General features: G+C 40.5%; 16 protein-coding genes. 5 read left to right on the top strand and 11 right to left on the bottom strand.

The features are described from left to right. Both ACHFIY_RS17605 and ACHFIY_RS17600 read left to right on the top strand, forming a co-directional pair. Positions 1-299 (top strand): hypothetical protein (locus tag ACHFIY_RS17605; RefSeq protein WP_410847436.1); only part of this gene is annotated, 299 nt, incomplete at its 5' end. A gap of 2 nt (positions 300-301) precedes the next feature. Further along, the gene (locus ACHFIY_RS17600) at positions 302-436 is read left to right on the top strand and encodes a hypothetical protein (protein WP_410847435.1); all 135 of its coding nucleotides are present in this window, start codon (positions 302-304) and stop codon (positions 434-436) included. Between the two features lie 1,158 nt (positions 437-1,594). Here the strand turns inward: ACHFIY_RS17600 and ACHFIY_RS17595 are convergent. From ACHFIY_RS17595 to ACHFIY_RS17545, 11 genes are all read right to left on the bottom strand, one after another. Continuing rightward, positions 1,595-1,774 carry a hypothetical protein gene (locus ACHFIY_RS17595; RefSeq protein WP_410847434.1) on the bottom strand — a complete coding sequence of 60 codons (180 nt, stop codon included), beginning with the start codon at positions 1,772-1,774 and terminating at the stop codon, positions 1,595-1,597. Between the two features lie 153 nt (positions 1,775-1,927). Then, complete coding sequence (locus ACHFIY_RS17590; RefSeq protein ID WP_410847433.1) at positions 1,928-2,104, bottom strand: hypothetical protein; 177 nt, start codon at positions 2,102-2,104, stop codon at positions 1,928-1,930. Positions 2,105-2,114: 10 nt separating this feature from the next. Continuing rightward, positions 2,115-2,585 (bottom strand): universal stress protein, encoded by a 471-nt coding sequence (locus tag ACHFIY_RS17585; RefSeq protein WP_410847432.1) that lies wholly within the window; start codon positions 2,583-2,585, stop codon positions 2,115-2,117. 81 nt (positions 2,586-2,666) lie between these two features. Further along, positions 2,667-3,053, bottom strand: a complete 387-nt coding sequence (locus ACHFIY_RS17580) for a hypothetical protein (protein WP_410847431.1) — start codon at positions 3,051-3,053, stop codon at positions 2,667-2,669. Between the two features lie 146 nt (positions 3,054-3,199). Then, complete coding sequence (locus ACHFIY_RS17575) at positions 3,200-4,198, bottom strand: NADP-dependent oxidoreductase (protein WP_410847430.1); 999 nt, start codon at positions 4,196-4,198, stop codon at positions 3,200-3,202. A gap of 158 nt (positions 4,199-4,356) precedes the next feature. Continuing rightward, positions 4,357-4,755: a PRC-barrel domain-containing protein gene (locus ACHFIY_RS17570; protein WP_410847429.1), complete on the bottom strand. Its 399-nt coding sequence runs from the start codon at positions 4,753-4,755 to the stop codon at positions 4,357-4,359. Positions 4,756-4,847: 92 nt separating this feature from the next. Next, the gene (locus ACHFIY_RS17565; RefSeq protein ID WP_410847428.1) at positions 4,848-5,591 is read right to left on the bottom strand and encodes an SDR family oxidoreductase; all 744 of its coding nucleotides are present in this window, start codon (positions 5,589-5,591) and stop codon (positions 4,848-4,850) included. Between the two features lie 361 nt (positions 5,592-5,952). Continuing rightward, the gene (locus ACHFIY_RS17560) at positions 5,953-6,999 is read right to left on the bottom strand and encodes a vWA domain-containing protein (protein WP_410847427.1); all 1,047 of its coding nucleotides are present in this window, start codon (positions 6,997-6,999) and stop codon (positions 5,953-5,955) included. Beyond that, entirely contained in the window at positions 6,950-8,041 is a 1,092-nt protein-coding gene (locus ACHFIY_RS17555) for a BatD family protein (protein ID WP_410847426.1), read from the bottom strand. The genes ACHFIY_RS17560 and ACHFIY_RS17555 overlap by 50 nt, the downstream gene beginning before the upstream one ends. Then, complete coding sequence (locus tag ACHFIY_RS17550) at positions 8,038-8,967, bottom strand: DUF58 domain-containing protein (RefSeq protein ID WP_410847425.1); 930 nt, start codon at positions 8,965-8,967, stop codon at positions 8,038-8,040. Before ACHFIY_RS17550 ends, ACHFIY_RS17555 begins: the two co-directional genes overlap by 4 nt. An 88-nt stretch (positions 8,968-9,055) precedes the next feature. Next, positions 9,056-10,057, bottom strand: coding sequence for an AAA family ATPase (locus ACHFIY_RS17545; RefSeq protein WP_410847437.1), 1,002 nt, complete (start codon positions 10,055-10,057; stop codon positions 9,056-9,058). A gap of 868 nt (positions 10,058-10,925) precedes the next feature. Here ACHFIY_RS17545 and ACHFIY_RS17540 point away from each other — a divergent pair. From ACHFIY_RS17540 to ACHFIY_RS17530, 3 genes are all read left to right on the top strand, one after another. Beyond that, a complete protein-coding gene (locus tag ACHFIY_RS17540; RefSeq protein WP_410847424.1) occupies positions 10,926-11,162 on the top strand; it encodes a hypothetical protein in 237 nt (78 codons plus the stop codon). Positions 11,163-11,278: 116 nt separating this feature from the next. Then, entirely contained in the window at positions 11,279-12,781 is a 1,503-nt protein-coding gene (guaB, locus tag ACHFIY_RS17535) for an IMP dehydrogenase (RefSeq protein WP_410847423.1), read from the top strand. A 77-nt stretch (positions 12,782-12,858) separates the two neighbouring features. Continuing rightward, positions 12,859-13,557, top strand: a complete 699-nt coding sequence (locus ACHFIY_RS17530; RefSeq protein WP_410847422.1) for an ABC transporter ATP-binding protein — start codon at positions 12,859-12,861, stop codon at positions 13,555-13,557. Positions 13,558-13,946 lie beyond the last annotated feature (389 nt).

The following is a 13,946-nucleotide window of genomic DNA, read 5'->3' as shown; positions in this document are numbered from 1 at the left end:
ATGAAATTAGAAAAACATTTAGGATAGGGGTATTTGACCAAAAAGCAGGGCTTTTGCTTGCAGAAATACTCAACTATCATTATGGCAAAAAAGAGAATTATCAATCTTTGGGGATTACAAAAACACAATTGAAATATGATGCTTTAATAGTAGCTATTTCAAAGACAAGTGGGGCAGAGTGCCTCTTCGCTCATGATAATGACTGTACGAAAATATCTGGGGATTTCTTTCCTGTAAAAGGGCTTGATGGCAGGCCAGATTCAATATTGAAAGAAGATTTTTTTGGAGAAAATTTATAATCATGGATAATACAGAAAAGAAACAACCTAAAGAAGCATCAAACCTATTCCATAATATAATGGCGGCTTCTGTAAAAGGTAATCCTAAACCAAAGGAGAAAGTAAAGGACACAAAAAAAGCAACCTCTAAAAAATAGGTTGCTTTTTTTCTTAATATGTTTGGTCTAACAGGTATATAGTTACCTCTCCTGACTACGTCGCAGCGTTTGCAAATCTCTGATTTGCGTCTTCATAAAACCCAGACAGCGCAAGAACTTATAATATTTAGAGGGTTCATTATCAATAACCCAATAATAACTTTTTCAAAATACTAATATATTTAGTTTATCTTCGTGCAACATTTAGCTTAAAGCATGGATACAAAACAACGCAAGCTAAATCGTAGTTCTTTTTTTACTAATATTAAAATAGTTGTACTGCAAAAATTTGGTGTTGCATTAATCACCCATAAATCACTCAGTTTTTCTCACAAACCACTCACAAAATACGCACAAATCACTCAAAAAGTACGCACAAAACACGCACGAAACACTCACAAAAAATTGTAGATATTGTTGATAATCAATAGTTTAACTGAGCAAAAGCGATTTTTGAAAAAAGACAAAGGAGCAAAAAAGCCCGAAAAATGGTAAACCTGAAATTATTTTAATAAAAAACCAGACAAAATAGATAGTATAAAAATGTTTAAATATTGCCCCCTTGTCCTGTTCTTATTACCTTTTCTTTAGATACATTGTTAGGGTCTTTCGGGAGGGGGTGAGGTTGCGCTAGATTGATTTTTTAATAAAAAAAGAAAAACTCCTATACAACCAATTTGACACGAATCCACGAATAGCAGTAATTTTTTATATTAAATGGTTGTTTTTAGCTAAACACCAGCTGCTTGTAGGGAGACTTTTATGCACCCAATTTTATGGTAATGTTTCCAGTGTTTCTAATGCAGTAATTTGTATATATTCTTTAATTTTTACAGCATTTGTATGGGCAATACTTAGCCCACTATTCACCAATCTTAAGCAGGTTTTTCCACATTTGCCAGAAATCACCACATAGGCAAAATAGGCATATAGATTTGAACAGCATAAAAGGCATTAAGGCAAGATAGGCCAACATAGGCTTCATTTCATAGGAAAAAATTTGCTGTTGTGCAAGGCTATGTGACCTTATCCAAGTGAAGCGCCTTTTTAAACTATGTGGCTAAGTGCCTATGTGGTAAAAAAACAGATGTGCATATATTTGGATTTGGTGAGTTGCTACCTGTTGTTTCCTGTTTTTCATTCTTTGGTTTGATGATTTTAAAAAACAATCTTTGGGGCACGATAGCTTTCTTGCTGAACAATTGAGTTCCAGTTGGTGTATTGCTTTGTGAGTTCATCCATTGATTGAGTATGTTTTTTATAATCTTCCACTTTCTTTTTCAGGTCGTTGGACGATGCCTTTGTACTATCGGGTGGTGTTGTTGCAGTAACTGCCATGATGTATTGATTGACTTTGTAAATGATTTGTTACGATGTAAAGGTGGTTTGAGTTAGCTATGCAACTATTACACAACTATTGGTTTATATTGCATTATTCACACATTTGCAAAAACTTACGGGAAGTTTGAACTTTCGGGAATTTAAATATACTTACTCCATCATTTCATCGGAGCCCATGCTGTCTTTCTTGTTATTTTCAATGGGGTAATTGTTGTTGGCTTGCTTTTCAAATTTTTTTTCGTCTTTTATGTTTCGCTTTATCAAAAAAACAATCAATGCAATAGCTGCAACCCCAAAAATGATGAGCAGTACCCAATTTAATTTCATGGTAATTGATTTAAAATAATGGCTTGGTAGGTATAATGAGCATTGGTATGGTTGAGTGCCTCACTACTTTTTCGGCCACGCTGCCCATAAATAAATGCTCCAAGCCTTGCCTGCCATGTGTACCCATCACTATCAAATCTGCACCCCACTCGCTAGCTACTTTCAAAATGGCTTCGTAAGGCACCCCTTCTTCTATAAAAGTAGTTACCGCATAGTTGTTGCCGAGCACGTCAATTAAATGTTGGTGCCTTTTCACAATATTTGCCCTAATGGTGTCTGTTACCGTAGAGTCTGACGAGCTTGTTTCGCTCACAACTGCTGCTTCGCTCCTGGCTTCGCCAATTATATCGTCAAATTCTGTAACGCTAACTATCGCTACTTCTGCATGTAGCCTTGGCACTATTTGCATAGCGGCTGTAAAAACTTTTTCGCCACTAGGCTCATTGTCTATTGCTACCAGTATTCTTTTTATATCTTTCATATTGTAGTATTAAACCGCTGATTAAATGATTTATATGATTTTATTGGGCATTTGTCCGTAAGATTTGGCAGGGAAGCATGACTATATTATATCTGTCTTTTCATCCATCATTTTAATTTCTTGTTTTTCTTTAACTATATCCTGCCTTAGCAGCCCAAACAAGCTCATATATACATTTGCCACCCAAACCAGAGAGAAACCCGCTATCAAGTAGCCCCGCCAGCTGTGTAATAATAATTGATACCCCGTTAAACAAAGGAAGAAAACAGCTACATAGTGGCTAAAGCAGTACTCGCAGGTAAACAGGTAAAAAAACTTGCGCTCCAGCATGGTTTTGCCTGTTTTGTACCGCCCTGAACAATACTCCCTCGGTTCCCTGAATACTTCCTCATGGGTTACAGTCCATGCAATACAAGCAATAGGTATTGCCAAAATAAAAAGCCAGAAAAGTTGTATTTGGAGTGGCATAAAAAAGAAATTGGTGTGGTGCTTGGGAAACTGCCGATTGCTATAAGATTTTGTAATAATAAAAAGAAAAACAGGAGGCGGAATTTCCTCCCGTTTGTAAACTGGCATCTCAATCGTAATGTATAATCAAATGCGGATGCACATCCTTATGCTTCCACAATCATTTTTCCTGTGTTATTGCCACTAAACAAGCCAATCAATGCCTTGGGTAGTGCATCAAAACCACGCAGCATGGTTTCTGTGCCTTTCAATTTCCCTTCCGATAGCCACTGCTCCAATTTCTGTATGGCTTCCGGGAACTGGCTTTTGTAATTGCTCACAATAAAGCCCTGCATCAATACGCTGCGGGTAAGCAGCATTGGCTGTATGCGGGGGCCGGTGGGTACTTTGGTGCTGTTGTACAATGCAATTTGCCCGCACAATACAATGCGTGCATAAAAATTGATATGGCTTATCACTGCATCGGATATGGCACCGCCTACATTGTCAAAATAAACATCTACCCCATCCGGGCAGGCAACGGCTATGGCTTTTGCCATGTCGGGAGAAGTTTTGTAATTGATGCCGTCATCGAAGCCAAACTCATCCTTTAATAATTTAATTTTTTTGTCGGACCCTGCAATACCCACTACCCTGCAGCCCAATAACTTAGCTATTTGCCCTGCCACTATGCCCACGGCACCTGCCGCACCCGATATAACTACTGTTTCGCCCATTTGGGGCTTGCCTATATCTAACAACCCAAAATAAGCCGTCAACCCAGTTATACCTAGCAAGCCTAAAAAATAGCTGGGTGGGGCAATAGCCACATTTATTTTCTGCAAATCATCTTCAGGTGCTATCATTTTCTTTTGCCATGGCAACATCCCCACTACCACATCGCCTTTTTTATAAAAAGGCGACTGGCTTTCGGCCACACTGGCCACAATTGTGCCTGTTATTGGCTTGCCCACTTGAAAAGGGGGCGTGTACGATTTTTCATCGTTCATCCGTCCACGCATATATGGGTCTATTGAATAATACATGCTTTCTAGCATTACCTCACCATCCCCAACTACTGGCAATTCCATTTCGGCAAACTTAAAATTATCCAAGGTTGGCATACCAAGGGGCCTAGAGGCAAGTACTATTTGTGTTGTAGTCATTTGCTTATTTTTATTGATGCGTATATTCAACCCGGGTAGTGGTATATAGTAACTTCACCCCAACCCCAACCCCGACCTCACCCCAGCCCTCTCCGAAAGGAGAGGGAGCAAGAACAAAGGCGAGTGGCAAAGCGAAGATTTGAAATCCACTCTTCAATTCAGTACCCTACAAAATTCCAGTAGTTATATACCCTTTCCCAATGACTGTTAGTATCTGGCCAATGATCCTGATCGAACCCTGGGGCATTCTCAAGAGTTTCTTTGCTTTGTTTAAAAACGAACGATTTTTCTACTGCATCTACACTCAATAAGCCAAAAGGGATGGCAAAAAATTTCGACCCTATGCCAAGGAACCCACCAAATTCTATGATTGCATAGTCTATTTTGCCAGCAGCAATATCTATCATGATGTCTTTAATTTCACCCATGCCTTCACCCTCTGCATTTTTTACATCATCCCCAATAATGGAAGATGCTGCTAAGTATTTCAGTGGTGTGTTAGCGTAATTGCCTTCCCTGTTTATACCAGTAAGGTTTTCTGTTGTTAATGTGTCCATAATAATTGTGAATTAGGAATTAAGAATTAGGAATTGAGACCAATGGCTTACAACTTATAACTTACTACTTACGACTTATAACTTACTACTAGTTACGCCGTCAAATACCCGCCATCTATTGGGTAATAACCGCCGGTAGCAAAAGATGCTTGGCTGGAACTAAGCCAAATAACCAATGCAGCTACCTCTTCTGATGTGCCAAGCCTTCCAATAGGGTGCTTTAGTTCCAAAGCCTCTTTGCCTGCCTTGTCAATATCATTCAGCAACGGCGTATTAATAAAACCCGGGGCAACACAATTAATCCTTATCCCTTTTTTAGAATATTCCATGGCTGCATTTTGGGTAAGCCCCACCACCCCATGTTTGGCAGCCACATAGCCGCTAAAAGACATAAAACCTACTGCGCCTAATATAGAAGCTGTGTTTACAATAACGCCTCCACCTTGTTTCAGCATAGCATCTATTTCATATTTCATGCAGTAGAATACGCCATTTAGGTTTACAGAAATTACTTTCTCAAAACCAGCCAGGCTCATCTCTGCTAGTTGGTTTGTTTCGCCAAGTATCCCAGCGTTGTTGAAGGCAATATCTATTTTGCCGTAGATGTCAATGGTTTGTTTTACCAAATGCTCACATTCGGCAGCTTTGCTCACGTCTGTTTTTATAAATGTGGCTTCGCCACCATTTGCTTTTATCTTGGCTACTGTGTCGTTCTCTTTTATATCCGACACAATTACTTTTGCGCCGCCTGCTGCATAAGCCAATGCCGTTGCCTGCCCTATACCTGAGCCAGCCCCGGTTACCACTGCTACTCTGTTTGCAAATAAACTAGCCATAATCCAAAAAATTAAGTTGTATGTGAATGGATAAATACTATGCAAAGTTCACAGCTTGCCATGGGTTGGCTGTTACACAACTCTTTCAATAAATTACATTTTTCACACATTTAGGATTCGTTTATTGATCTTGCTTTTTCAGCGAAAAAAAGCTGGCAAATACATTTATTTATAGGTATCCCATCCTAAAACAAGGTTACAATAAAAAGGATTAGCGTGCAGATGTAAATCAGTGACCGTATTAGTAAAATAAGTGTACGTTGTTTAGGAAGAGGCGTGTGTTAATATTTTGTCTTTACATAAGCAACTTCAAACAGCAAGGGCTCTAGTCCCGCTCTAGTTGGGGTTCATTAATTGCTGCTTAGGGAAAATTCTTAAACACACTAAGCCTCAATATAAATTCCAATACAATGCAGCATAGCCCAAACAAAACAAAAGGTAAAAACGACTCAGTGTAGTGGTTGTAGGTAGTGGTTTCTATCTTGCTTTTTTCTAGCTGGCTAATGGTGGCATAGCTTTTTTCAAGGCTTTCTTGGTCTGTGGCGGCAAAGTATTGGCCTCCTGTTTCTCTGCTTATGGTTTTTAGCAGGTTGTCGTTGAAACTTAACTTTTGGCTAGGGATGGTATTGCCAGAAGCATCTTTTTCCTGTGTGCCCATGTCTTGGTTGCTGCCAATGCCTATGCAATATACCTTTATGTTGTAAGTTTTGGCCAGTTTCTCGGCAATGTCGGGCGGTATCACGCCGCCAAAATCTACGCCATCTGTTAGCAATACTACTATTTTAGTAGCTGATTTGCTGTCTTTCAGCCTATCTACACTAGTTGCTAGGCCAGAGCCAATGGCCGTGCCATCTTCTGTTAAATAACCATTTTGAATATTATTTATTTGCGATAGCACAGTTTGATGATCGGTGGTAATTGGGCATAGTGTAAAACTCTGGCTGCTGAAAATAACAATACCAATCCTATCGCCGGGGCGGTTTTGCACAAAATCAGTTGCTATGGCCTTGGCTGCTTCAAGGCGGTTGGGCTTAAAGTCTTGCCCAGTCATGCTGCCGCTAATGTCAAAGCAAAGTATAATATCTATACCCTCGCCTGTGGTTTGCTGCTCGGTAAATTTTTCCTGCGGCCTTGCTAGTGCCACAATTAGGCTCACAAGTGCCATGCACCTAAGCACAAAGGGCAAATGGCGCAACTGCAACTTCCAATTGAGCGAAGGACGGAAAAAATGGGTGGTAGTAACGGTAAACGAGCCAGCTTGCTTGCCCTTAGTCATTAATTGAAAGTATATTAAATATGGTATTGCCGATAACAAAGGCAATACCCAAGGGTATGCAAAATCATTATGTTGCCACCAGTTATACAGCATTGTTGGCAGGTTTACGATGAAACGAATAGATGCTGGCAAGCAATTTTTTTGCTTCGGCCAGGCTTTCCCCACACTCGGCGGCACTCGGCTGTTTCCTAGCAAACTTTACCTTGTCTGCAACTTGCAGCAATTGGGCATAATGTTGAAGAAGATTGCCATCTGGAACACTTTTTCGGAGCAATACAACATATTCTACCGTTGTTTTGCTCCTTGCTTGTACTTGAAATTGGTAGGCCGTGAAACTTTTGCAGATGTCGGCAAGGCGGATAAAAAACAGTTCATATTCCTCCGATTGTATAAGCGGTTGCAGGGCATCCAATTCTTTCAAGGCTGTTTCAATGGTAAAGTCTTTAGCAGGCGAAGGCTTGCGGCTTTGTGGTTTTGCCATTTGTTTCCTGATAAAAAAATACATGCTAACCAGCAATAATACGCCTACTGCAACCAAAAGCCACTTTACCGTATCAAACTTTTGCTCAGGTTCAGGTTCAATAATATCTTTAATATCATTGTAATCTTTTAGATGGCTTACATCCACAGGTATCACTGTAATTGGCAAAGGTTGAGTTCCGAGCTTTTTTTGGCTGGTGAGCAAAATGGAAAAAACGGGCAGTGGATATGTACCAGTGTCGAAGGAAGTAAGGGTGATGATTTGCTTGTAGCTTTTGGTAGAGGCTATGTCTATAGTATCTATAGTTTGCCGCTTCACTACCTGAAAATGGGTAAAAGTATCAGGCACATCAAACCACTTGTCTATCAACAAAGGAGCGTTGCTTGTGGGGTCTATGGATAGCTTTAGCTCAAAAGTTTCTCCTAGCCTTATTTTGTCTCGGCTTACGGTAACAGATGCTTTTTGGGCAATGGAAGAAAAGCTAAGGAATAAAAAAAGAAAGCCACAGCACCACCACCATCCCCTAAAGGGGGGTAAACCCTTAGCCATAGCAGCATAATCCTTGTACTGGTAGTGGCCTACTTGCGACAACTTCCGTTCAACACCAGTAAACTTAAGCGTTACTGACGTCCAACTCCTGCCAACTTGCGACTGACAACTGACCACTGACGACTGACCACTGACTTCCCTCATGCCCTCTTGATAAAAAATTGTTGCAATAATTTTACATAATCCTCGCCTGTGGCTACTTGCAGCAAATCGGCACCTGCTTTTTTAAAGCTTTCCCTAGCACCTTCTATAATGACACGGTGTTGCATATCCCAGGATGCCCTTGTTTGCTTGTCGTTGGTGTCTATCCAACTGGCAGTCCCGGTTTCTGCATCCGTAATTTGCAGCAAGCCCATTTTAGGGAATACATAATCGGCCTTGTCATAAACCTGTATGCCAATTACATCATGCTTTTTGGCGGTTACCCGCAATGCCTTTTCGTAGCCATCATCGGCAAAATCGCTCAAAATAAATACAATGCTTTTGTGCCTGCTGGCATTGTTCATATATTGCAATGCTTTTACCAAGTCGGTCTTTACGCCTTTTGGTTTAAAGTTGATCAGTTCCCTAATCATATACAATACATGCTGCCTGCCTTTCTTGGGAGGTATATATTTTTCAACCGTGTTGGTACAAAAAAGTAAAGCTGCTTTGTCGTTATTGTTGGCAGCACTAAACGCAAGCACTGCGGCTATTTCTGTAATCAGTTCCTTTTTGCTTTGTTGTTGTGTGCCAAACAAGTTGCTGGCACTGGCATCAATCAATAAATAAACCGACAGTTCCCTTTCTTCTTCAAAAACCTTGCTGTATGCACTGCCCATCCTAGCACTCACGTTCCAGTCAATAAATCGTACATCATCCCCTGCAGTATATTCCTTTACTTCTTTAAAAACCATCCCTGTTCCTTTAAAAGCAGAGTGGTACTCGCCCGTAAACAAGTGGTTGGTTAATTTACGGCTTTTTATTTCCAACTGCCGCACAGCAGCTATGCCCCCATCACTTAAAGGGATGGTATCGGCAGTGGCATCTGCTTTTGTATTGCTTGAGAATATTTTTTTAAAGAAATTCATTTGCTTGTAAATGAAAAATTTAAACGCAAAGCCCACAGAACGTTTAAAACTTTCGCTTTAGTTATAACTCTTTGCCTATTTGCCTTTTCTAAGGCACTTTTACCGCCTTTAAAATATCCTCTATAATTTTTTCTGTGTTCATATTTTCTGCTTCGGCTTCGTAAGTTAGCCCAATACGATGGCGCAAAACATCCTTGGCTATGGCTTTAATATCTTCTGGCAGTACATAAGCCCTTTTTTGCATAAATGCATACGCCTTTGCGGCCAAAGCCAGATTGATGCTGCCCCTTGGCGAAGCACCATAACCAATCAAAGGCTTTAACTTGTTTAGCCCATACTGGTCGGGGAAGCGGGTGGCAAAAACAATATCTAAAATGTACTGCTCTATTTTTTCGTCCATGTACACCTGCTTTACCAATGCCCGTGCGGCAAGTATATCTGCGATGCTGGCAACTGTGTTTATGGTTGGCGTAGCAAGGCTTTGCACTTGCTGGCGGATAATCAATTGCTCTTCTTTTTTATCTGGGTAGCCAACTACTACTTTCAGCATAAACCTATCTGCCTGAGCCTCTGGCAGGGCATAAGTACCTTCCTGTTCCAGTGGGTTTTGCGTGGCCAATACCAAAAAGGGCTCGGTAAGCTGGTAAGATTTGTCGCCAATGGTTACCTGTTTTTCCTGCATGGCTTCCAGCAGGGCACTTTGCACTTTGGCTGGGGCACGGTTTATTTCGTCTGCTAAAATGAAATTGGAGAAAATGGGGCCTTTGCGTACAAAAAATTCGTTTTGCTGCTGGTTATAAATCATGGTGCCTACAATATCTGCTGGCAGTAAATCAGGAGTAAACTGTATGCGGCTAAAAGGGGCATCAATGGCTTTTGCAAGCGATTTAATGGTCAATGTTTTGGCCAAGCCAGGCACGCCTTCCAACAACACATGCCCATTGCTTAGCAACCCAATCAGCAGGCGATCCACCATTAGCTGCTGGCCAATGATTACTTTTTGCAATTCTGTTTGCAGGCGGTCTATAACGATAGATTGCTGCTGTATTTGCTGGCCTAATTGCTCAATATTTTCTTGTGTGTGCATAATATACTAAATGGTACTACTGTTATTGCGATTATAAATTAAACAAATGCATTGCCACAAAGAAATACTATATAATGACATTCTATTGAAATGAATAAGATTGACAATACAAGAACCATGCAGAATAATTGTAGTTTGACTATATTTAGTGAAATTTCTAATGAGCACTTGCTTAGTTTCATAACATTGTAGGGTACATTTCAAAACTTCACTAATTGCGTTATCCTAAAATAGCTTTATATATTGTACCCCTCCAAAGAGCATTTGTGCGCACACATCCTTTTTAAACTCTTTTTGGGGCGTTACCCCCTTTGTATGGCAGTGTATTTTTGAACTTGATTTTAATTTTCAAGCTTTATTTGATGATAATTCATTGAAATACAGTACTTTTTTGTTTTTTAAGAAGAGTGATTTGTGAGTGTTTTTTGAGTATTTTTTGAGTGAAAAGTGAGTGATTTGTGAGTGAAAAGTGAGTGCTTTATGAGTGTTTTTTAAGGCGGAAATGAACATATTGTAATTTTTTATTTTTATATAAAATATAGTGCCACAAGTCTAAGAACCGTGACTAGGTAAACCGAGGCGGTTGGCCTAGCGGAGACAAAGGGACTTCATACTGTAAAATTGGGATTAATTCACGGACAATTGAAAAGGACAATCCTATATGGGGGAAATATGCCCCCATGCGTATCCAAAATTTCCCCCATGATGGGTGATAAGTGGTGATGCGTAACAGCTCCTCGAAAGGATTAGGGGGTAGGCTTTACAAAATGAATCATGCCCGCTGCTTTTATATAGAAAACAATAAAAAGCGAAGTTTTGAAATGCACCCCTTGATTCCTTATTAAGAAAAAATTAATTTAGTCGTGTCATTATGCAAATACAAGTAACTATAGGATTTGGACAATTAGTGGAACTGGCAAAACAGTTGCCCTCAACTCAATGGTTAAGGCTAAAGAAAGAAGTAGAAAAAGCTACTTTGCGAGCTAATGGGATTTCTGAAGAAGAGGCATTTTTGTTAACAACCCCAACTTTTACGATGAACAATTTGAAGAGATTGCCAAAACCAGAAAAGCAATTAAGGAATGGAGAACAAACTAATTTTAATTGACACTTTTTGAGCGAATTTCACAATTAAATATTACAGGATAAGTTAACAATTGTCGTGTTCTTTACTTTTATTTAAAAAATCGTTGCTAAATTTAATACTGCCATATATCTTTGCCTATGGCAATAATAAAAACTGCTTCGGCAAGCAATTCTTATCAGTCTAGGATATTTGGTACTGGCCTTACTTACGATGATGTATTGCTAATGCCTTCCTACAGTGAAATACTCCCTCGCGATGTAAATATCCAATCGCAACTTACTAAAGAAATAACATTGAACATACCCATGCTGTCAGCAGCCATGGATACCGTTACCGAAGCCAACTTGGCAATCGCTTTGGCAAGGGAAGGGGGCGTAGGCATTTTGCACAAGAATATGTCTATCGACAAGCAAGCCGAGCAAGTGCGCAAGGTAAAGCGTAGCGAAAGCGGGATGATTATTGACCCCATTACTTTACTGGAAGATGCCACAGTGGGTGATGCCTTGCGGATGATGAAGGACAATAAAATTGGCGGTATCCCTATCGTAAGCCCAACTAATATGCTTGTGGGTATATTGACCAACCGGGACTTACGTTTTGAAATAGGGAATAAAAGCAAGAAGGTAAAAGAAGTAATGACGGCCACCAACCTGATTACCGCACCTGAAGGCACCGACCTAAAAAAAGCAGAGAAAATTTTACAGCAATACAAAATAGAAAAACTGCCTATTGTAAGCAGCAAGGGTGAACTGATTGGGCTAATTACCTACCGGGACATCTTGCAACGCAGAAACAACCCCAATGCAGTGAAAGATACCTATGGCAGGTTATTGGTGGGGGCAGCATTGGGCATTACCAAAGATATGCTAGATAGGGCTGCTGCCTTGCAGCATGTGGGCGTGGACATTGTAACCCTTGACAGTGCCCATGGCCATAGCAAGGGTGTGATAGACGCCCTGAAAAACCTACGCAAAAACTTCCCTGCTTTACAGATAATCGCTGGTAATATTGGTACTGCCGATGGCGCACTGGCACTGGCAGAAGCAGGTGCCGATGCCATTAAAGTAGGCATTGGCCCGGGGTCTATTTGTACTACCCGTATTGTGGCAGGTGCAGGCGTTCCGCAGTTGACCGCCATTATGGAAGCGGCCCATGCATTGAAAGATAGTGGAGTTCCATTAATAGCTGATGGCGGTATCCGCTACACAGGCGATATGGTAAAAGCCTTGGCAGCAGGGGCAAATGCAGTGATGATGGGTAGTGTATTTGCAGGAGTGGAAGAAAGCCCTGGGGAGACCATCATTTTTGAAGCTAGGAAATTTAAGGAATACCGTGGGATGGGCAGCCTAGGCGCCATGAGCCAAGGCAGTGGAGACCGCTACTTCCAAGATGTGGAAGACGATATTAAGAAATTAGTGCCGGAAGGCATTGAGGGCAGGGTAGCCTACAAAGGAAGCCTTAGCGAAATTGTATATCAATACGCTGGTGGTTTAAGGGCTGGCATGGGCTACTGTGGTGCCAAAAACATACAAGAACTTCAAAAAGCTACCTTTATACAAATTACCAATGCAGGCATGAAAGAAAGCCATGCCCACGACGTGGACGTAACCAAGGAAGCACCGAATTATAGCAGAAAGTAATCGTAAGTCGTAAGTCGTAAGTCATAAGTAGTTGACGTAATTAGCGACTTCCTCTTACGCATTATCACTTACGACTTATGACATATCACTTACGACTAAAAAATGTAGGCAAACGTTTTAACCGGGAATGGATTTTCCGGAATTGCGACTATACCTTCCAAACAGGTATGTCGTATGCCATTACTGGGCATAATGGTAGTGGAAAAAGCACTTTGCTTCAAACCATTGCCGGGGCAATTAACCCTAGCGAGGGGGAGGTGTCGTTGATCGTTGAGCATGAACCGTTCACCGATGGTGCGGCAGTCGGTGAACGGTCAACGGTTCACGCTCAACATCTTTACAAACACTTATCTATTGCAGCCCCTTATTTGGAATTAGTAGAAGAGATGACAGCAACAGAAATGCTGAAATTCCATGCTTCCTTTAAACCTTTATTGCCCAATATTTCAATTGCGGAAATACTACAACTAATTGGCCTGGAAAAAGCTGCTAATAAGCAAATCCGGTTTTATAGTAGTGGCATGAAACAGCGCATTAAACTGGCGCAAGCCATTTTCTCAGACGTGCCTATTTTACTGCTAGACGAGCCATGCACTAATTTCGATGCAATAGGATATGCACTTTACCATCAACTTATCCATGATTATTGCCAAGAAAAACTATTGATTGTTTGTAGCAATGATGAACAGGAATATGGGTTTTGTAAAGAAAAAATGTTACTACTCAGGGCAGTAGTGCATCATAATAGTGATAGCGTAAAGAATATCATTTCCTGATTTTATGGCAGTATCAATAATAGACCTCAGCATAGCTAATCTTTCTGCTCCGTTTTCTGATTTGAATTGAAAAGACACTTTTGTTTTCACTTTTATGTTCCTTACAGCCCTTTCGGACGTGTAGTTGTGGCGGCACATATTGGTTCCTAAGGAAGGTAAGTATGCTGGCTTTGTTTTTTGTAAATCTATTAATGAATGCTTGTACTTTATTGTTTGGCGAAACATTCTCTTGTTGGAGCAGGAGCCCTTCCATTTTTTTTTCAATTGTGGTTATATTTTCAGGGGCAATTTGATAGCCTGCTACTTTTAATTGTTTTTTATACTCTTTCGAGACCCGAGTAGTAACAAAAAAGAAAAGAGAAGTACTTGATATTTGTTGCAGGTAAGAG

The organism is Parasediminibacterium schistidii, assembly GCF_046546515.1.
Classification (GTDB): Bacteria; Bacteroidota; Bacteroidia; order Chitinophagales; family Chitinophagaceae; genus Parasediminibacterium.
The sequence above is the reverse complement of the archived record's forward strand: the minus strand, read 5'-3'. Positions and strand labels throughout refer to the sequence as shown.

Bases quoted from the DNA above. Each gene is read 5' to 3' on its own strand.
- ACHFIY_RS17600 (WP_410847435.1), top strand. From the start codon at position 302: ATGGATAATACAGAAAAGAAACAACCTAAAGAAGCATCAAACCTATTC.
- ACHFIY_RS17595 (WP_410847434.1), bottom strand. From the start codon at position 1,774: ATGGCAGTTACTGCAACAACACCACCCGATAGTACAAAGGCATCGTCC.
- ACHFIY_RS17590 (WP_410847433.1), bottom strand. From the start codon at position 2,104: ATGAAATTAAATTGGGTACTGCTCATCATTTTTGGGGTTGCAGCTATT.
- ACHFIY_RS17585 (WP_410847432.1), bottom strand. From the start codon at position 2,585: ATGAAAGATATAAAAAGAATACTGGTAGCAATAGACAATGAGCCTAGT.
- ACHFIY_RS17580 (WP_410847431.1), bottom strand. From the start codon at position 3,053: ATGCCACTCCAAATACAACTTTTCTGGCTTTTTATTTTGGCAATACCT.
- ACHFIY_RS17575 (WP_410847430.1), bottom strand. From the start codon at position 4,198: ATGACTACAACACAAATAGTACTTGCCTCTAGGCCCCTTGGTATGCCA.
- ACHFIY_RS17570 (WP_410847429.1), bottom strand. From the start codon at position 4,755: ATGGACACATTAACAACAGAAAACCTTACTGGTATAAACAGGGAAGGC.
- ACHFIY_RS17565 (WP_410847428.1), bottom strand. From the start codon at position 5,591: ATGGCTAGTTTATTTGCAAACAGAGTAGCAGTGGTAACCGGGGCTGGC.
- ACHFIY_RS17555 (WP_410847426.1), bottom strand. From the start codon at position 8,041: ATGAGGGAAGTCAGTGGTCAGTCGTCAGTGGTCAGTTGTCAGTCGCAA.
- ACHFIY_RS17550 (WP_410847425.1), bottom strand. From the start codon at position 8,967: ATGAATTTCTTTAAAAAAATATTCTCAAGCAATACAAAAGCAGATGCC.
- ACHFIY_RS17540 (WP_410847424.1), top strand. From the start codon at position 10,926: ATGCAAATACAAGTAACTATAGGATTTGGACAATTAGTGGAACTGGCA.
- guaB (WP_410847423.1), top strand. From the start codon at position 11,279: ATGGCAATAATAAAAACTGCTTCGGCAAGCAATTCTTATCAGTCTAGG.
- ACHFIY_RS17530 (WP_410847422.1), top strand. From the start codon at position 12,859: ATGACATATCACTTACGACTAAAAAATGTAGGCAAACGTTTTAACCGG.